Origin of the sequence: Streptomyces coacervatus, assembly GCF_029223485.1 — a bacterium.
Lineage (GTDB): Bacteria > Actinomycetota > Actinomycetes > Streptomycetales > Streptomycetaceae > Streptomyces > Streptomyces coacervatus.
In genome coordinates, this window is the sequence record NZ_JARHTP010000015.1 from 21,233 (window position 1) to 39,976 (window position 18,744).

16 protein-coding genes are annotated in these 18,744 nt (G+C 70.1%); 2 read left to right on the plus strand and 14 right to left on the minus strand.

Features of this window, described 5'->3' with window-relative positions; translation table 11 throughout:
• Positions 1–213: 213 nt before the first annotated feature.
• On the minus strand, positions 214–438 hold the full coding sequence (locus P2Q00_RS32080; protein WP_275776878.1) for a hypothetical protein: 225 nt from the start codon (positions 436–438) through the stop codon (positions 214–216).
• 297 nt (positions 439–735) lie between these two features.
• On the minus strand, positions 736–927 hold the full coding sequence (locus tag P2Q00_RS32085; RefSeq protein WP_275776880.1) for a hypothetical protein: 192 nt from the start codon (positions 925–927) through the stop codon (positions 736–738).
• A gap of 566 nt (positions 928–1,493) precedes the next feature.
• Between P2Q00_RS32085 and P2Q00_RS32090 the strand changes: the two genes are divergently transcribed.
• On the plus strand, positions 1,494–2,468 hold the full coding sequence (locus P2Q00_RS32090; protein ID WP_275776882.1) for a hypothetical protein: 975 nt from the start codon (positions 1,494–1,496) through the stop codon (positions 2,466–2,468).
• A gap of 545 nt (positions 2,469–3,013) precedes the next feature.
• Here P2Q00_RS32090 and moeZ read toward each other — a convergent pair.
• From moeZ to P2Q00_RS32150, 12 genes are all read right to left on the minus strand, one after another.
• Positions 3,014–4,192, minus strand: a complete 1,179-nt coding sequence (gene moeZ / locus P2Q00_RS32095; RefSeq protein WP_275776884.1) for an adenylyltransferase/sulfurtransferase MoeZ — start codon at positions 4,190–4,192, stop codon at positions 3,014–3,016.
• 63 nt (positions 4,193–4,255) lie between these two features.
• On the minus strand, positions 4,256–5,005 hold the full coding sequence (locus P2Q00_RS32100; RefSeq protein WP_275776886.1) for a spherulation-specific family 4 protein: 750 nt from the start codon (positions 5,003–5,005) through the stop codon (positions 4,256–4,258).
• Positions 4,993–5,952 (minus strand): NAD-dependent epimerase/dehydratase family protein, encoded by a 960-nt coding sequence (locus tag P2Q00_RS32105; RefSeq protein WP_275776888.1) that lies wholly within the window; start codon positions 5,950–5,952, stop codon positions 4,993–4,995. The genes P2Q00_RS32100 and P2Q00_RS32105 overlap by 13 nt, the downstream gene beginning before the upstream one ends.
• 175 nt (positions 5,953–6,127) lie before the next feature.
• A complete protein-coding gene (locus P2Q00_RS32110; RefSeq protein WP_425579640.1) occupies positions 6,128–7,345 on the minus strand; it encodes a hypothetical protein in 1,218 nt (405 codons plus the stop codon).
• Between the two features lie 305 nt (positions 7,346–7,650).
• The gene (locus P2Q00_RS32115; protein WP_275776890.1) at positions 7,651–9,381 is read right to left on the minus strand and encodes a DUF3492 domain-containing protein; all 1,731 of its coding nucleotides are present in this window, start codon (positions 9,379–9,381) and stop codon (positions 7,651–7,653) included.
• Positions 9,382–9,571: 190 nt separating this feature from the next.
• Entirely contained in the window at positions 9,572–11,536 is a 1,965-nt protein-coding gene (locus P2Q00_RS32125) for a dipeptide ABC transporter ATP-binding protein (protein ID WP_338059362.1), read from the minus strand.
• On the minus strand, positions 11,533–12,531 hold the full coding sequence (locus tag P2Q00_RS32130; protein WP_275776892.1) for an ABC transporter permease: 999 nt from the start codon (positions 12,529–12,531) through the stop codon (positions 11,533–11,535). Before P2Q00_RS32130 ends, P2Q00_RS32125 begins: the two co-directional genes overlap by 4 nt.
• On the minus strand, positions 12,528–13,523 hold the full coding sequence (locus P2Q00_RS32135) for an ABC transporter permease (protein WP_275776894.1): 996 nt from the start codon (positions 13,521–13,523) through the stop codon (positions 12,528–12,530). Before P2Q00_RS32135 ends, P2Q00_RS32130 begins: the two co-directional genes overlap by 4 nt.
• 4 nt (positions 13,524–13,527) lie before the next feature.
• A complete protein-coding gene (locus P2Q00_RS32140) occupies positions 13,528–15,246 on the minus strand; it encodes an ABC transporter substrate-binding protein (RefSeq protein WP_275776896.1) in 1,719 nt (572 codons plus the stop codon).
• A 149-nt stretch (positions 15,247–15,395) separates the two neighbouring features.
• Positions 15,396–15,488 carry an Ms4533A family Cys-rich leader peptide gene (locus tag P2Q00_RS50845; RefSeq protein ID WP_338059363.1) on the minus strand — a complete coding sequence of 31 codons (93 nt, stop codon included), beginning with the start codon at positions 15,486–15,488 and terminating at the stop codon, positions 15,396–15,398.
• A 56-nt stretch (positions 15,489–15,544) separates the two neighbouring features.
• Entirely contained in the window at positions 15,545–17,152 is a 1,608-nt protein-coding gene (locus P2Q00_RS32145) for a DUF3152 domain-containing protein (protein WP_425579639.1), read from the minus strand.
• An 8-nt stretch (positions 17,153–17,160) separates the two neighbouring features.
• Entirely contained in the window at positions 17,161–18,228 is a 1,068-nt protein-coding gene (locus P2Q00_RS32150; RefSeq protein WP_275776898.1) for an alpha/beta fold hydrolase, read from the minus strand.
• 164 nt (positions 18,229–18,392) lie between these two features.
• Here P2Q00_RS32150 and P2Q00_RS32155 point away from each other — a divergent pair, with 164 nt between their 5' ends.
• On the plus strand, positions 18,393–18,617 hold the full coding sequence (locus P2Q00_RS32155; protein WP_275776900.1) for a hypothetical protein: 225 nt from the start codon (positions 18,393–18,395) through the stop codon (positions 18,615–18,617).
• Positions 18,618–18,744: the final 127 nt, after the last annotated feature.

The following is an 18,744-nucleotide window of genomic DNA, read 5'->3' on the forward strand; positions in this document are numbered from 1 at the left end:
CCGCGGGTCCGTAGTGGTGTGCGTGGGGAGCTCCCATCCCGCCCACCATTGATCCAGGCAGAGCCGAGCAGACGCGGCCCATGGCGTCCAGGTCGTTCGTACAGTGGCGCGCTCCACCTGGACGCCATGAACCACGCCCGCTCCACGGTGTGTGGGTCGACGGCGGACGGGATGGAAGCTGGGGTGAGTGGTGGGTTGAGGGGACCGTTCGACCTAGATCGTCGGGTAATCGAGCACGTTGCCGTTCGGGCAGTTGTTGGAGTGGATGGGAACGAAGTCAGTCAGAATCGGCAGCGCCGACACCTCTGCCCCTTCCAGCCCGCAGACGGATCCCGGCGCGAAGGTCCAGTGGGGGGTCGACTTGTCGTCCGCATGAGCAGGAACTGCCATGGCGACAGCAGCCACGGCCAGCGTGGCGGCCATGATGATCTTTCGCATGCCCGCTCCAACGACCACGACAATCACCAGACACGGCTCACCATGGGCGTGTCCCCCACGTGCCCGAGCCAGCGAGCACCAATGGGGAACAGCGGGGACTTGCAGGCCAAGCTTCACATAACCTCAGACCACCAACGGCCCAGCTCAGCGATCATCGATGTACCCGATCTTCCAAACCAGCTACGCGGGTTCGATTCCCGTCGCCCGCTCCACATGCATACGGCCCAGGCCGGCGGTTAGTTTCCGTCTCCTGGGCCGTAGTGCTTTCCGGCCGCCTGTCAGCGCCCCGCCGGGGGATCACAGCAGGCTGCGCAGAAGGGCCGCCATCATGAAGGCCGTGCAGAGCATGAAGATGCCGCCGACCAGCCTGGGCAGGGCTTTGTCGAAGTTCGGATGGGAGCTCGCACGACTGGGAATCCGGCCGGTGAAGATGCACCAGCCCAGCGCGAAGATGCCGATAATGAAGACGGCCATCAGGACGTTGCCCATATGTTCCCCTCACTGCCACCACGAGGACCAGGGGGCAGAGTAGCCAGCTCCGCTCCTGGATGTGCCCAGGTCAGCGACATAGGGCGTCAAGAGCGCCCAGGGCCCTTCAAAGCGCTTTGCTACAGCGCTGAGTCCGAGTGGTGGGGCGCCAGGTAGTGCCGGAGGTCACGGGGGCGCCGGACAACGAGGGCGGCTGGCCTCGCCGGGCGCGAACCGAGGTGCAGCAAAGAGGGCGAGGGCCTCGCGCGGCCCCGGGACGAGCACGTGTCCAGACGACGTCAGACGCTTCATGGAAGGGTCGGGATCCGAGAGCAAAGGTCTTCGGAGAGAAAGGCAATGGACGTGAAGTTGACCGGCAAAGCTTGACGACTCAGACGATAAAGATCATTTCCCTCCATGGTCACCCTGAGCTGCGAAAACGGACGAAGAGATGATCCCGGCTACCTTTAATTGGTCGTTATTAGTTTTCATGGATATCTGAAGTCGGCTCGGAGGGGCAAACAGCCGCCGGCCAGGGCGGTCTGACGGCCCGTCCGAAGCGTCGTTCGAGGTGCATCCTTGGATCCATGCCACGGGTCATCTTTCCGCCAGCCGACGATCCTGTACCGATCGGCGGCCTCTCGCAGGAGCGCAGCATCGCTGCACTCCTTAGCTCCTCTAAGAGGCGCAGGGGTACGGTGCCTATCCGCCGTTCCTTTGTGCAGCGCGTCACCGGTGCGGACGGTGAAACGGTCAAGAATGGGAGCCCCCTTACCTCACTAGTACGTGGCCGCCGCGAGAGGGCGCTAGATCTCTACTTGCTCGTAGCGGCGGTCACTACGGCCGCCCCTTACGACGTGACAGAGCGATCCGAGCTATGGGCTCGTTGCCTGGACCACCACGTCCCAGGTGCCTCGTCCAGCGTCATGGTCTCGCGCCTCCGGCATCAGCTTGAAGACGTCAGCCTGATCACGAGGTCCCAGAACGGCAAGTTCACCAAGATCACGAAGCTCATGGAGGACGGTCTCGGAGACTCCTACCGACCTCCAGTCGGCGTTGCTGACGGTCCGTTGGCAGACGTCTACTTCCGGCTTCCGTTTCAGTATTGGGCCGATGAACTGCACAAGAGGCTGACGCTACCGGGCAAGGCGATGCTGCTCATATGTATGAGTCTGCGTGCCCCCGAGTTCTACATCCCTGAGGCGTTCGCAGAGTGGTACGGACTGTCCACGAAGACGATCCGTAGAGGTCGCGAAGAGCTGGTCAAGGCAACAGTCCTCAGGGAGGTCGGCTACGGACTTTACATCGACACTTCACTGCCCACTCTCACGGCGACGGCGACGGCGACGGCGACGGCGACGGCGACGGCGACGGCGACAAGGTACGCCTTCCAGTCCCCCTACGACCTGAACATTAGTGAACGCGCCGTGACGGGTGACTCCGCGGTTGACGTGGTTGATTCGTCCTCCTCGGGAGGCGAGACCGTGATCCAGACCCCAAGCCAAGACGAGCCGCTGCTTGCGGGCATTGAGTTCCTGACCCGGAAGCATGCAAGCGGCTGAGTCCCACCAATCTCGATGAGGACGGACGGCGCTGGCCGCCGCACAAAAGCGGCGGCCCCCTGTTGCCGCAGGGAGCCGCCAGATGACGAAACCAATCGCTCGACCGCCAGGAGGAGCCATTAGTAACACCTACAAGGCTACGGGTCAGTCCCAGAAGCCGTCGACAACAGTTCGTCGCTGGAAGCGAAGGCTGCGGATCTCTTGTGGTCAGCCGATATCGACAGCCCAGCGTCGTCGCCTGCGTGCGATGAAGCGCACTGTTACTCACAGCCTCCTTCGAGGGATAGCCGCCGGACTTGGCAGCACCCTGATCTCGGGGGCGGCTTGGTGGCTTGAACACCACTGACCAGCCGTCTGAGGGAGGTGAGCGGTCACTGAGATAGGTCGCCTTCGGTGCAGCAACGGTTTCCAGAGCCCCTGGTCCGGGGCCGTCCCTGGGCCGTACGAGGGCACCCGACGCCGACCAACAACGACAGAAGCCCACGGCATCTGAACTGGTCAGAGCCGTGGGCTTCCTCAGCCTCGCTGGTCAGCGGGACCGGTGATCAGTAGACCGGCTTGTGCGGCTCGATCTGGTTGACCCAGCCGATGACACCGCCGCCGACGTGCACGGCGTCGGAGAAGCCCGCGGACTTCAGGACCGCGAGGACTTCCGCACTGCGGACACCCGTCTTGCAGTGCAGGACGATCTTCTTGTCCTGCGGGAGGCCCTCCAGGGCGGCGCCCATGAGGAACTCGTTCTTCGGGATCAGCTTGGCGCCGGGGATCGAGACGATCTCGTACTCGTTGATCTCGCGGACGTCGATGATCTCGATGTTCTCGCCGTCGTCGATCCACTCCTTGAGCTGCTTGGGAGTGATCGTCGAGCCGGCGGCCGCCTCCTGGGCCTCCTCGGAGACGACGCCGCAGAAGGCCTCGTAGTCGATGAGCTCGGTGACGGTCGGGTTCGGGCCGCAGACCGCGCAGTTCGGGTCCTTGCGGACCTTGACCTGGCGGTACTGCATCTCCAGGGCGTCGTAGATCATCAGGCGGCCGACGAGGGGCTCACCGGTGCCGGTGAGGACCTTGATGGCCTCCGTGACCTGGATGGAGCCGATGGACGCGCACAGCACACCCAGGACGCCGCCCTCGGCGCAGGAGGGGACCATGCCCGGCGGCGGGGGCTCCGGGTACAGGCAGCGGTAGCAGGGGCCATGCTCGGACCAGAAGACGGAGGCCTGGCCGTCGAAGCGGTAGATCGAGCCCCAGACGTACGGCTTGTTGAGCAGCACGCAGGCGTCGTTGACCAGGTAGCGGGTCGCGAAGTTGTCCGTGCCGTCGACGATCAGGTCGTACTGGCTGAAGATGTCCATCACGTTGTCGGCCTCGAGCCGCTCCTCGTGAAGGATCACGTTCACGTACGGGTTGATGCCGAGGACGGAGTCGCGCGCGGACTCGGCCTTGGAGCGGCCGATGTCGGCCTGGCTGTGGATGATCTGGCGCTGCAGGTTCGACTCGTCGACCTCGTCGAACTCCACGATGCCGAGCGTGCCGACGCCCGCGGCGGCCAGGTACATCAGCGCCGGCGAGCCCAGGCCGCCGGCGCCCACACAGAGCACCTTGGCGTTCTTCAGCCGCTTCTGCCCGTCCATCCCGACGTCGGGGATGATCAGGTGGCGGGAGTACCTGCGGACCTCGTCTACGGTGAGCTCAGAGGCTGGCTCGACCAGGGGTGGCAGCGACACGGGGACTCCGTTGGTCGGTCAATCACTACAGTTGTTCTCCCCGTAACACTGCCATGGCCTTCTTCATTCCGAGACACCCGTTCCGATCCGCGAGACGATTTCGTCCCAGTAGCCGGGCATGGTCTCCCAGGGGTCGCTACGGCCACCCCGGTCTGTGTGGTCGGTGAAGTAGATGGTCGAGGCGCCCTGCCAGCGGGCGATGCGCAGTGCCTCCTCCAGGTGCGGGCGGGGCACCCCGTGGACGAAGTGGCAGAAGAGCTCGGGCGGGTGGTCCGCCGTCCACTCGGCCACCTGCGACCAGCGGTAGTCGCTCCAGGAGCCGGAGAAAGTGACCAGCTGGTCGGCGCTCTCGGCGTAGCCGGGGTGCGGGTGGGTGCCATGGCCGAGGACGATGTGGGCATCGTCACGGATCCCACGGAGCGTGGTGACGGTGCGGCGGACCTCGGGGAGCGAGACGCGTTCGGCCGGGCAGCGGTCCAGCAGGAAGCCGTCGACCTGGTACCAGTCGATGTAGCGGTGCGCATCGGAGATCACTTCGCCGAAGGTGCGGGCCCCGTATGCCGAGTCGAGGTGCCCGAGGACCCGTACGCCTGCGTTGCGCAGGCGGCCGGCCGCGTCCAGGCAGTGCGGGTCGGGGCGGGAGCCGGGCCCGTCGGCCACATTGAGGACGACCCAGTGCAAGGGGATTCCGGGGCGGGTGAGTTCGCCCCACTCGGTGGGGGCGACGAGGGGGTGTGCAAAGCCGGGGATGCCGAAGCCGGTGCGGACGTCGGTACTCGCGATGCCCGCTTTCGTACTGGTCAGATACGGCATGCCGCCTCCATCCAGATGTCGGCGAGGGACTCTTCGAGGTTGATGCGGGGCCGCCAGCCCAGCCGGTCGCGTGCGGTGCGCACGTCGGCCTGCTGCCAGCTGCCGCAGCCGTCGGGGTACGGGTACGCGACCGGGGCCGCGTGGTCCGATTCGCCACGCGGGTGGCCGATGGTCGCCCGCAGCGGGCCGGGCGGGCCGTCGAGTTCATGGAGGGCGCCGCCGTATCCGGCCACGCGCGCGAGCACGGCGGCGGCGTCGCGCAGCCGCACGGCGCGGCCCGAGCCGATGTTGATGACGCCCTGCGCGGCGGAGAGCGAGGCGGCGTGCACGGCACGGGCCACGTCGCGTACGTCGATGAAGTCGCGTTGGACGCCGAGGCCGCCGAGTTTGAGCTCGCCGTCGCCGGACTGCATGGCGCGGCGCATGGCCTCGGCGAGCCGGCCGAGCGGCGAGCCGGCGGGCGTGCCGGGGCCGGCCGGTGAGAAGACCCGGAGGACGACCGCGTCCAGGCCCGAGCCCAGGACCAGTTCGGTGGCGGCGAGCTTGCTGACGCCGTACGGGCCGCCGGGGCGCGGGACGGCGTCCTCCGCCGTCGACGAACCCGGCTGGCTCGGGCCGTACTCGGCGCCGCAGCCGATCTGCACCAGGCGGGCGCCGCAGCCGCTGCGGCGCAGGGCCTCGCAGACGGTGGCGACGGCGACGGTGTTGTGGCGGGTGAGATCGCGGGCGCCGCCCCGGGTGGCGCCCGCGCAGTTGACGACGACGCCGGGGTGGACCGCGTCGAGGAAGCGGGTGAGGGCACCGGGGCTGCCGGACGCGAGGTCGAAGCGGACGTCGGCGTCGTCGCCGCGGCCGAGGGCGGTGAGCTGGACGGCCGGGTCGGCGAGCAGGCGGTCGGCGACGAAGCGGCCGAGGTAGCCGTTGGCTCCGATCAGCAGGACTCTCATCGGGCGGCTCCCGGGGCCGAGGCGTCGGGTCGGGAGGTGATCATCTGGGGCTCTCCTTCGGAGGGGGTGGTGCGGTTGCCTCGGGCCGCGGGGCCGGGCGGCTCAGGCGGGACGGGGGCCGACGTGAGCCGGCGTGCACACGACTCGTGGAGGTGCTCCGGGTCCGGCTGCCGCGTCAGCACGGCCGGTCCCCGGGTGCGTGGGCCGAGGCCCGGGTGAGGGTGCGGGTCGCGTGGATCAGCAGGGTCAGCGCGGCAGCCCCGCAGGCGAGGGCAGGGACGCTGCCGGGGCCCCAGGCGTCAACCATGGTCTCCACGGGGGTGGCGAGGAAGCCGCACCCGGGCAGCCGGCCCGCGAAGACCGTGGCCGTGGCGGTGACTTCGGCCGTGGCCGTGGCGGTGAGGACCAACGCGGGGGCGTGGGTGAAACCGTGCGTCGAAAGGAGGCGGGCTAGGAGCAGTAGGGCGCCCAGGGTGACGGTCTGGGCGTAGGCCGCGGGCTCGCCCAGGACCGCGCCGCACAGCGTGAGCAGGGCCGTCAGCGCGCCCAGGAACAGGGCGAACGTGCCGATCAGCAGCGGTCGTACGGAGGCTGCGTACTCCTCCAGGCCGCGGCTGGCGGTCAGCCTGCGGTGGGCGCGTACGGCGAAGAGGTGGGCGCTCCAGGCTGCGGGGGCGCAGGCCAGCGTGAGGGCCAGGACGGGGGCCGTGGCGAGGGGCCAGGGGCTGTCGGCGGCGCCGGTGGGCGGGCCGTCGGGGCCTCCGGCGAGGGCCGCGCGCAGGAGGCCGTCGCCGAGGAGGGCGTAGGCGACGAGCCAGCACGTCCATGCGCGGCTCCCGGACGCGTGCGGGGCGGGCCCCGTGGGCGTTCGGTTCTTTGGGCCGAGGGGGCCGCGGGCGAGCGCCGCCCGCAGGGCGAGGGCGACGGCGAGGACGCCGACGGCGGCCGCGATCGGGCGGGCGGGTGCGTGCGTGAGATGCAGGGCGGCCACCGTCGCGGCGCACAGTGCTCCGGGCAGGAGGGTGAGCAGGGCCCAGTCGGCGCGGGCCCGGGGGGCGTCGGGGGCTGCGGGGTGGCCAGGGGCGCCGTCGCCGCGGGGTACGCGCGCGTACATCTCCTCCGCGAGCGAGAAGACGTCCCGGTGGCGGAAGCGTGCGGCGGTCCGGTCGGTGACGCCGTGGGCCTCCAGGCCCGCCGCGATCTCCAAGGGGTCCACCGCCCGCTCGCACAGCTCGCGGTGACGGTGCATCAGCGTCTTCACGGGGTCGGCGGCGGTGCGACGGGGGGCGGCGGGTTGCCGACGCGCTGCCGGGGGTTCGGTCTCGGCACGCGTGTGTGCCGGAGCGTCGGCGTCTGCACGCGTGTGCGGCGGGGCCTCGACGTCTGCATGCATGCCTGCCGGAGCAGCGGGTTGCCGGCGAGCGGCCGAGGCTTCGGTCTCGGCACGCGTGTGCGCCACGGCCCCGGCGCCTGCACGCGTACGTGCCGGAGCCTCACCGTCAACACGCGTGCGTACCGGACCCTCACCGTCAACACGCGTACGTGCCCGGGCTTCATCACCGCCCCGCGTACCGGGTGCCGCCTCGGCTCCAACGCCGTCCGAGCCGGAGGTCTGCCCTGCGAGCCACCCCCGGGACGGTTCGTCCCAGGCCCCGGGGCTGTCCGGTGTGCCGGGGCGGTCCAGTGCCCCCAAGTCGCTCATCGCGCCCCCTCCGTGGCCGGAATCGGGGTCGTGGCCCACAGCGGCGGCGTTGCGCGTGCCGCCGCGCCCACCGCCCAGCCGGGCCCGCCGCGGGCCGCCACGCGCGCGCCCGGGTCGGTCCAGCGGCCGGGGACATGGGCCTCCGCGGGGACGGCGAACGGCAGGGGCTCCCCGGCGTCGTCGAGGACGACCCGGCGCACCGGGGTGTGCGAGACGATCTCCAGGTAAATGCCGTGAAATGCCGTGGTGTTCTGCTCGACGGTGAACAGTTCGAGCGCACGCGCGCGTGCGGCGGCGCCCAGGCGCTCGCGGCGCTCGGGGTCCCGCAGCAGCGCCAGGCACGCCTCGGCGAGCGCCCGCGGGTTGCGCGGCGGTACGACGAGCCCCGTGCCCCCGATGACCTCCACGACCGCGCCGACATCCGTCGAGACCGTCGCGCGGCCGCAGAACATGGCCTCGACCAGGCTGATCGGGAAGCCCTCGACGACGCTGGACAGCACGGTCACGGCTCCGGCGGCGTATGCGTCGGCGAGGCTCGGGAGCTCCGGTCCGGCGATCTCCTCGAAGGAGACGGGGTTGTCGCCGACGGCGTGCAGCCCTGCCGCCTCGTCGGGGAAGAGCTGCGCCGCCAGCGCCCGGCAGTGGCCGAGATAGGCCTCGCCATCGGGACCGGCCGGGGCACCGACGATCCGCAGGAGGGTCTTCGGCTCCTCCTTGCGGATCTCCGCGAAGGCATGCAGCAGCGACACCAGGTCCTTGGCGGGTTCGACGCGGCCGACCCAGACCAGCGTGTCGGGGTCCGCGCACTCCGGGGACTCCCCCACCTCGGCGAAGCGGGAGGCGTCCATGCCCGGGTAGACCGTGCGGAGCTTCGCGCGGTCGGCGCCGCAGCGTTCCTGCCAGCGGCGGGCGTGCGCGTTGCCCGGCGTGACGATCGCGGCCCGGTCGTAGATCTCGGCGGCGAGCCTGCCGTGGAACGCGGCGAGCAGGGACCGTACGGCGGGCGGAGCGTCCGTGGCAGCCAAGTAGTGCGTGCGCAGCCGCACGCCGTACTCGGTCACCAGCAGGGGTACGCCGTGGAAGTGGCGGGCGAGCAGTCCGGGCAGGGCCGCGGGGCCGCTGGACGTCGCGTGGCACAGGTCGACCGAGCCGAGTCCGTCGTCCTCGTACCAGTCGAGCGACAGGGGGCGCAGGGCGCGTTCCAGGTGTGCGGCGACCGCGAGCAGATCCGGTACGCGCGCCTCACGTGCCGCCCCCAGGGCGCCCGGCGCACGACAGGCGCGCTCCAGGGCGCGTACGGCGGCCTCGGAGCGGAGCGCTCCCACCAGCCCGCGCTCGTCGCGGGCGAGTTCGGCGAGTCCGTACAGCGCGCTGCCGAAACGGTCCGCCTCGGCGGCCGAGGTCTCCCCGGAAGCGCCGGAAGGATCCCCGGCGGTCCCGGCACACAGCTCGGCCGCCAACTCCCCGTAGCACTCGGCGAACCGTCGGCGCGCCCGCCGCCCCAGCACTGCCCCGTCATCCTCGGCCGTCCACAGCGGAGCCGTGCGCACCCGGCACACCTGCGGCGGCAGCGCGACCCAGCCCTCGCTCTCCTGGCGCTCGCTGCGGCTGAGCGCGTAGACGTCGAACTCGTGCTGCCCGAGCCCGCGCACGAGCCGGTCGCACCAGAGCCTGGCATCACCGCTCACATACGGATAGCCACCCTCCGTAAGCAGTCCGATGCGCACGAGCGCACCCCCGATCTCCCGTTTGGGGAGCCGCCGTTGACCCGGCGGCTCGCAGCGGGAAGAACGTATGCGGACAAGGCGGTGGCGCGACGGACGGTTGTCCATCGCGCCACCAAAAGGGGTGAACGGTCGTAACTTTCCCGTGCGGATCGCGTTCGATCGCGCTAAGAGATCAAGCAGTTACGTTACGTCAGGCCGCGGCCAGCTCCCGTCGAGCGGCCCTGCGCCGGGCCGCGACCTGGGGGTCGAGTGCCGGTACGGCGGCGAGCAGCTGCCTGGTGTACGGGTCCTGGGGGTTGTCGTACACCTCGTCGGCAGGGCCGGACTCGACGATCCGGCCGCTCCGCATCACCGCGACCCGGTCGCTGACCTGGCGCACGACGGCGAGGTCGTGGGCGACGAAGACGAGCGCCAGCCCGAGTTCGCGCTGCAACTCGCCGAGCAGGGCGACCACCTGGGCCTGGGTGGTCACGTCCAGTGCGGAGACGGGTTCGTCGCAGACGATGACGCGCGGGTCGGCCGCGAGCGCCCGCGCGATGCCGACACGCTGGCGCTGGCCGCCGCTGAACTCGTGCGGGTAGCGGTCGTAGTGCGCTCCGTCGAGCCCCACACGCTCCAGCAGTTCCGTCACTCGCCCCCTGATGCGTTTCTCGTCGCGCTCGCCACGCGCGCGTAGCGGGTCGGCGATCGACTCGCCCACGCTGCGGCGGGGGTTGAGGGAGGAGACGGGGTCCTGGAAGACCATTTGTACGGCCGGATTCACGCCCACGCGCGCGTGCCCCTCGTAACGGACCTCGCCGGCCGTCGGCTCAAGCAGCCCGACCAGCATCCGCCCGAGCGTCGTCTTGCCGCTGCCGCTCTCACCGACGATGCCGAGGGTCTCGCCGCGGTTCAAGGTCAGCGACACGTCGTCCACGGCGGCGAACGCCCGCTTGCCGCGCCCGAATTCACGCCGCAGCCCGGTCGCCTCCAGGACTACGTCCACGGAAGCGCCCGAGGAGACCCTCCGGGCGGTCTCCGTCACGGCCGCCGGAGAGGCAGCCCCCCCGCCCTCCGCCGAAGCGTCCGAGAAGCCGACCTGGGCGGCCAGCGCATCAGGGCCCGCCGAGACAGTCCCGCTGTCTCCCGGCGCGGCACCCGGCGCGACAGCCTCGCCGCGCCCCGATACGACAGCCTTGCCGCCCTCCGCAGAAGCGCCCGCCGAGACCACCCCGCCGTCCCCGGACACAGCACCCGACGCGACAACCTCGCCGTCCACCGACGAGACAGCCTGGCCACCCTCCGCCGAGACAGCCTCGACGTCCTCCGCCGAAGCCCCCGGCAGGACAGCCCCGCCGTCCCTCGCCACGGCTTCCGAGAGGCCCCCGGGTGTCGTCCGCCGCGCGTCCACCGGTGGGACCGCCGCCAGCAGCTCTCGCGTGTACGCCTCCGTCGGTGTCTCCAGTACGTCCGCCACCGGCCCGTGTTCGACCACGCGCCCGTGCCGCATGACCAGCACCTCGTCGACGCTTTCGGCGGCGACGCCCACGTCGTGCGTGACGAGCAGCAGCCCCATGCCGGTCTCCTCGCGCAGCGTGTGCAGCAGGTCGAGGATCTGGGCCTGGACGGTCACGTCGAGCGCGGTCGTCGGCTCGTCGGCGATCAGCAGCTCGGGCTCGCAGGCCAGCGCCATGGCGATGAGCGCGCGCTGGCGCATGCCGCCGCTGAACTCGTGCGGACGGGAACGGGACCGGCGCTGTGCGTCCGGAATTCCAACCCGGTCCAGTACCTCCACGGCACGCGCGCGTGCCGCCCGTCGTGTCACGCGCGTGTGCACGCGGTACACCTCGGCGATCTGGTCGCCGATCGCGTAGTACGGGTCGAGGGACGACAGCGGGTCCTGGAAGACCATCGCGGCCTTTGCGCCGCGCAGCCGCCGCAGTTCGTCGTCGGACGCCTCCTGTACGTCGGTGCCGGCGACCTCGATCGCGCCGCCGACCCGTGCGCCCGTGCCACGGTGCAGCCCCAGCAGGGCCGAGGCCACCGTGGACTTGCCGGAGCCGGACTCGCCGACCAGGGCCAGGGCGGCGCCCTGCTCCAGGCGGAAGGAGAGGCCGTCGACGGCCCGCAGGTCGCCGAACTCGACGGTCAGATCCGTGACTTGGACGAGACTCACGTCAGTACCACCCGTCGGTCGGCCACCGCGTACAGCACGTCCGCGACGGCGTTGGCGAGGACCACGAAGAAGCCGATCACCAGGACCATGCCGACGACGACCGGAAGGTCGACCACATTGACGGCATGGACGAGTTCCTGGCCGATGCCGGGGAGGCCGAAGAGAGTCTCGGTGAGGACGGCTCCGCCCACCATCGCGCCGAAGTCGTTGGCGTTCAGCGCGATGATCGGCGCGAGGGCGCCGCGCAGGGCGTGGCGGCCGACGATCGACCGCTCGCCGACGCCATAGGCCCGGAACGTACGGATATGGTCCTCGGCGAGGGTCTCCAGCATCGACGCCCGGGTCATCCGGGCAAAGTAGGCCGCCTCACTGAGGGCGAGGGTGAGCCAGGGCAGCAGCAGGTTCCACATCCACTGCTCGGGGTCGTCGGAGAAGGAGACGTACTCCGGGAAGGGAAGCAGCTCCAACTGCCCGCAGACCACGATCATCAGCACGAGACCGATGACGAACGAGGGCGTGGCGACGCCCGCAAGGGTCACACCGGTCAGCGCCCGCTCGGTGAACCGGCCGCGCCGCCAGGCGGAGAGCACACCGGTGCCGACGCCCAGCAGGAGCCACAGCACCATCGCGCCGAACACCAGCGACAGACTGACCGGGAGCTTGGTCAGGATGACCTGCATGACCTGCTGGTCACTCTGGTACGACAGCCCGAGGCAGGGTGCCGAGCAGTGCTCGACGGACGTGCCGGTCGAGTAGTCCTGGCCGACGAGGATGCCCTGCAGGAAGTGCCAGTAACGCAGATACAGCGGGTCGTCGAGCCTGAGCTGCTGGGCGACCTGGTGGACCTGTTCCGGTGAGCAGCGCGGACCACAGGTGATCTGGGCGACGTTACCCGGGGTGGCATAGAAGACCACGTAGACGATCACCGAGATCGCGAGCAGGGTGACGACCGCGCCCACGGCTCGGCGCAGAGTGAATCCGGCGAAACCGCTCATGTCTGCGACTCCCTCTTGCGACCGGTGCCGACGCGCAGGCGGGAGGCCGCGCGCGGGTCGAGGGCGGTGCGGACGCCGTCGCCGAGGACGGTGAGCGCGAGAACGGTCACGAACAGGGCGCCCGCGGGCAGCAGCAGGTACTGCGGGGCCGCCTGGTACCAGACGTTGGCCGAGGTGAGCATCTGTCCCCAGGACGGGGTGGGCGGCTTTACGCCGACGCCGAGGAAGGACAGGGCCGCCTCGATGGCGATGTTCGCCGGCACCATGAGCGCGGCATAGGTGATGACGGGTGCGGCCAGGCCGGGCAGCAGCTCCCGGCGGGCGATCCGCCAGGTGTTCCAGCCGCTGAGCCGGGCGGCGGCGACGTAGTCGAGTTCCTTGAGGGTGAGCGTCTGGGCGCGCGTGATCTTGGCGATGGTGCCCCAGGCGACGAAGCCGATGATGAGCGCGACCAGTACCGGCCTCGGGAAGCTGCCGGGCACGATGGCCAGCAACGCCAACGCCATGATCATCAGCGGCATGGCGACGATGATGTCGGCGGCCCGGCTCAACAGTTGATCAACCCATCGGTTGCCGAGCGCGGCCGTGACGCCCACGACGACGCCGAGAAGGACCTGCACCGCGGTCGCCCCCAGTGCGACCCCCAGCGAGACCCTCGCGCCGTACACGAGCCGCGCAAACAGATCCCGCCCCGTCTGCGGCTCCACGCCCAGCCAGTGATCCCCGCTGATCCCCCCGAACGACCCGATCGGCACACCCCCGCGCGCGGAGTCGACGAGCGACGGATGGTAGGTGGTCGGGTCCTGGCCCTCGATGGCGGTGAGCAGCGGCGCGGCGAGCGCGACCAGGACCAGCAGCGCGACGACGGCCGCCGCGACGAGGGCGGCGCGCTGCGTACGCAGCCGCCGCCAGAACTGACGAGCCCCCGAGGCCCCGGGGACAGGCTCCACGCCCGCCCCGGCGGCCTCGGCGGTGACAAGTGCCTCACTCACGGCGCTACTTGACCGCGACCTGCGAGATGTCCAGCACACCGGTCCAGTCGCTGATCACGACGTTCCTGATGTCCTTGCCGACCAGTCGCTTGTAGACGGGGTGGAACAGCGGCACGGTCAGCGCCTGCTCACCGATCTTCTTGTCCAGTGCACCCCACCTCTTGGCGGCAGCGTCAAGATCGGTCAACTTGTTGATCGCGTCAATCTCGGCATTGACCGACTTGTCATTGAGCAGGCCCGTGTTGAAGTTCGCGCCGTCCTTGACGATCTGGCGGCCGTCGAAGATCGGGGCGAGGAAGGGACCGCCGGAGGGCCAGTCGGCACCCCAGTGGGCGAGGAAGAAGCCAGGCTCGGTCTTCACGCTGTGGACGGTGTCGGAGTAGTCGTTGTCCTCCAGACCCTGCAGCTTGACCGTGATGCCGGCCTTCTTGAGCGCGTCCTGGACGGCGGTCGCGATCTCCGGGCTGGTTTCGAAGTTCTTGGCGTTGGAATGGGTCAGCGTGACGGTGAGCCCGTTCGGGTAACCGGCCTCCTTCAGCAGCTCCTTGGCCTTCGCCGCGTTGCCCGTCCTGCCCGCCGGGAACAGGTCGTACGGCGTGTAGCCGAAGGACTTCTGGTTCGGCAGGTAGGTGGTGGCGGCCTCGGCGAGCGCGGATCCGCCCGCGGCATTGATCACGGACGACCGGTCGATGGCGTACGAGATCGCCTGGCGCACCTTGACGTTGTTGAACGGCTTGACGGTCGGGTTGAACGCTATGTAGTTCGTGTAGCCGAAGTGGCCGGTACCGACGCGAGAGGCAAGTTCCTTGTCGCCCGTCACCTTGGCGAGCTCGGCCGGACCGAGGTTGGTGTCCACCGTGACGGAGGTCGCGTCCGCACCCTGAGACGCGGACAGCCGCTGGTTGATCACGGACGAGTCCAGGCCCGACTTCACGTCGACCTTGTCCGGATAGGCCTTGCGCTCGGCGTCGGTCGCGGTCGACCAGTACGTGTTGCGCTCGAGGACGATGTGCTCGCCGTTGTTCTCGTTCTTCACGACCTTGTACGGGCCGGACGAGACCGGGTGCTCCGCGTACCTCGTACCCGTGTCCTTGCCCTTCGGGACGGGCGTGAACTGCGTCTGCGTGGCCAGGTACGGGAACTCGCCCTCGGGCTTGTTCAGATGGAAGACGATGATCCGGGCGTCCGGCGTCTCGATCGCCGACAGGCCCTTCTTGTCCTTGTACGGCCCCTGGTAGTCGGCCGCGCCGACCAGCCAGTCCCTCAAGTAGGGGGCGCCGCCGGACAGTTCGGGTGCAAAGGAGCGCTCGATGCCGTACTTGATGTCGGCGGACGTGATCGCCGTGCCGTCCTCGTACTTGAGGCCCTTCTTCAGGGTGTACGTCCACACGGTCGCGTCCTTGTTGGGGCGCCCGGTGTCGGTGGCGAGGTCGGGGACGACCTTGGCGCCGGCCGCGCCGTTCTCGCGGTTGCGGGTGGTGAGTGTACGGAAGACCAGGGACGGGACGTTGCCGCCGCCGGAGGTGTACAGGCGGGCCGGGTCGAAGTTCTCCGTAGGGCCGGCGTTCAGCACCGTCAGGGTGCCGCCCTTGTGCGGCGTGGAGTCGCCACCGGAGCCCTTGGCATCGTTGTCCTTCGGCCCGCAGGCGGCGGCGCCCGCCGCCAGTACCAGGCCTACGGATGCAGCGGCCACGCGGCGCGCTCTGACGGACGGTTGACGCATCGGAATGACGACCTCTCGAATACTGAGACAGATGGACGAGGAGTGAGACGAAAGTGAACAGACCTCTGCCCGGGCGTCAGGTCGTCGAAAACCGTGACCGAGTCACGGAAGGGAAGAAGATCGCGACGCGAACGCCTGAGGGCGAGCAGTCAGCGACAGTGGATGTCGGCCACGCAGAGCGGCGTCACGCCGATGAGCGCCAGCTCTATGGCGGCGCATGCGATGGCGTGGGGGGTCGACATGCCCAGAAATATGTATGAACTTTCTGGGCATGTCAATGTGACGCCTGTGGCGCCTGTCAACTCCCGGGATATGGCCAGGGGTTGGGCAGACAGTGGATCCCGTCGTGGTCGAGGAACTTGGTCTGCTGCTGCATGACCGGCGCGAGCTGGCCGTTCTTGCTGCAGGTGACATGGCTGTAGCCGAGCCGGTGGCCGACCTCGTGGTTGATCAGCATCTGCCGGTAGGCGTGAATTTGATCACCGTATGTCTTCGACCCCTGCGCCCACCTGTACGCGTTGATCATCACGCGCTCGGTGGAGGCCGAGTCGCAGGAGACGTTGTCCTCGGTGGTGTCGAGACCGGACTTGGCGCACCATTTCGCCGTGGTGCCGGGGCTGGCGAGCGTGATCACGAAGTCGGGCCTGCCGGTGTAGATGCGCTCGAAGGTGCGGGCGCCGCTGTGGGCCCAGCTCCGGTCGTCGTTGAGCGTCTTCTGCACGGCCTGGGCGAAGAGTTCACCGTCGAGCCCGAGTCCCTGCTCCACGTCCACGCGGTAGGTGTACTTCCGTCCCGTGCCCGGCGCCTTGTCGAACCCGGAGACCGCGTCGAACTTCCCCGACCCCTTGAGCGTGGCGCTGAGCGGGTACTTCTCCCCCATCGCCTGCGCATACGTCAGTGTCGCCACGCTCGGCGACGAGGACGGCGACGGCCCCGAGTCCCGGGCGTCCCGCGCCTGGTCGGTGGCCGACTGCGTCCCCACGTCGGCGTCGTCGCGCCCGTTCGCGACCTGGCCGGCGACGATGACGGCCAGCACCGTGGTGACGGCGGCAGCCGCGATACCGGTGAACGTCCGCCCCTTGCTGCCCCTGACCTGCGCGGGCACACCGGTCGGCGGCGCGTCGTCGTCGGTCTCGGAGGGGACGCCGACACCGGTGCGGGGATCCCAGTCGGTGACCGAGGCATACGGCTCCGAGGCGTGCGCGGGGACGCCGGTACGGGGCGCGAAGACGTCGTCGTCCTCGCCGAAGGCGTCGAGGTAGTCCTGCCGCGGCGCTCCGGAGGGCGCCTGCCGCTGCCGCGGAATGGCAACCCCGGGCCCTGCACCACCCGGTGCCCTCAACTCACCCCATCCGCCCCCGGCTTCGTGCTGCTCGGGGTGACCACTGCGGACCTGGGGGGTGCCGCATGCGGGGGTGCCGTCGGCGAGACGGGGAACACCGTGCGCAGGCGTACCGTCCGCAAACCGCGGCACCCCATGAGCAGGAGTGCCGTCAGCAAAACGCGGCACACCACGCGCCGGCGTCCCATCAGGCAGCCGCGGCACCCCATGAGCAGGCGTGCCGTCAGGGAATCGCGGCACCCCGCGCGCGGGCGTACCGTCCGCCGTCCTCGGCGCCCCGTACACCGGAGCCCCCTGCTGCCCGGCCGACGGCCCAGGCACCCGGCGGCCACCCGCGCCGCCCGGCCCCGCACCCGGCCAACCGCTCTGCGCCGGCCCGGCGCCGCGGACACCCCCGGCACTCCCGGATCCGCGACCGCCCCCGGCTCCCGCAGCGCCCGCAGTGCCCCCGGCGCTCCCAGCTCCTGCAGGTCCCCCCGCTCCCCTCGCTCCCCGCTCCGCACCTACGTCCCCGGCGTCACCCTTCGCGGCGGCAGCGCCCCCGCGGCGGCTGTGGCGTCCCACGTCGGCTCTCAGCTCCCCGCGCTCTCGGTGGCGGCCTCGCCGTCGTCGACGGCCGTGCCACCTCCGTCAGGGGAAGCCGCGCCTTCGAGGGCCGGCTCCGCGGCAGGGAAACCGTCGGCCAACTCGCCCTTCTCCCCGAGGAGTTCGCCGAAGGCCCGGGCCACCGTCTCCGGGTACTCCATCATCGCCACGTGCCCCGCCTCCGGCAGGGTGATCAGGCGGGAGTCGCGGAAGGCGCGGGCCGCCCGCTGGGCCATGCGGAAGCCGACGAGCTGGTCGCGGCCGCCGTAGACGAGCAGGGTCGGGGCGAGGACGCGCTCGGCCTGGCGCCACAGGCCGTGCTGACCGCCCAAGGTGTAGGCGTTCACCACGCCGCGTGCGGAGCGCGTCAACGCGTCCCAGAAGTACGGCAGTTGGAGGCGCCGCTCCATCTCCTCGACCGCATTGCGGAAACCTTCCGGTGTGACCCGCCCGGGGTCGCCGTAGCAGAGCGCCATGACCCCGCGGACCCGCTCCTCCGCAGACCACTCCTTGGTGAACCGGGTGAAGAGTCCGGCGACCCCGGGCAGCGCCAGCAGCGCCGTGGGGACCGCGGTCCGCTGGACGCGGATCTCCGGCAGCGCCGGTGACACCAGCGTGAGCGTCCGTACGAGGTCGGGCCGCAGCGCCGCGACGCGCGTGGCGACGGAGCCGCCGAGCGAGTTGCCGAAGAGGTGCACAGGCCCGCGTCCGGCCGAGTCGAGAAAACGAATGACCGCGCGCGCGTGCCCGGTCACCGAGTAGTCGCCGTCGTCCGGCGGCGGCGAGTCGCCGAAGCCCGGCAGATCGACGGCCTCACCGTCGACGAAGCCCTCCAGCTGCTGCATCAGCGCAGACCAGTTCTGCGAGGAACCGCCGAGCCCATGGACGTACAGCGCGGGCGGCAGTCCCTCACGGGCGGGTGGTCTCGACCGCACCGCCAGTGTGATCCCCGGCAGCCCGACCGACCTGAGCCGCTCACCGTCCGCGATCCTGACGGGCGCCACCTTCGGGAGCGCATTGGTCGCCGGCACGGAGGGCAGCTCGGTCGAAGACATGCGCCAATGTTACGAGACGATCACGCAGTGGCTCATGTGTTCGCCGTCACAGATTGCATGCACACCGCATAGCGTCCGGATCGGGTGTCTCCTAGGCTCGTACAGAGGGCACCCGCTGTGGCCCCTGCTTCTTCCAGGGACATTCGTAGGAAGGGAGCCCAACCATGGCCGTAGACCCCACCGATCCGGAGACGTTCGAGAACGAGGACACCCGGGAAGCCCAGGAGGTCGACGTCGAGGCCCCGGAGAACGATGCCGCGGAACAGTACGCGCACCCCGTACCGGACCGCGACGACCCTCTTGAGGACGTGGACCCGGCCCGCGCGAACGAGGCCGACCTCGTCGAACAGCACCGCGTCGTCTCCATCGACGAGGACGACTACCGCTGACGGCGGATGCGGGGGCGCCGGAGGGTGCGGCTGAGCTGGAACGAGGCGACCTGCTGCCCGCTTCAAACCGTTTTGAAACCCTCTGAACGGCTTTCGCCGCCGTCCGGTCCGTGAAATTCTGCGCTCG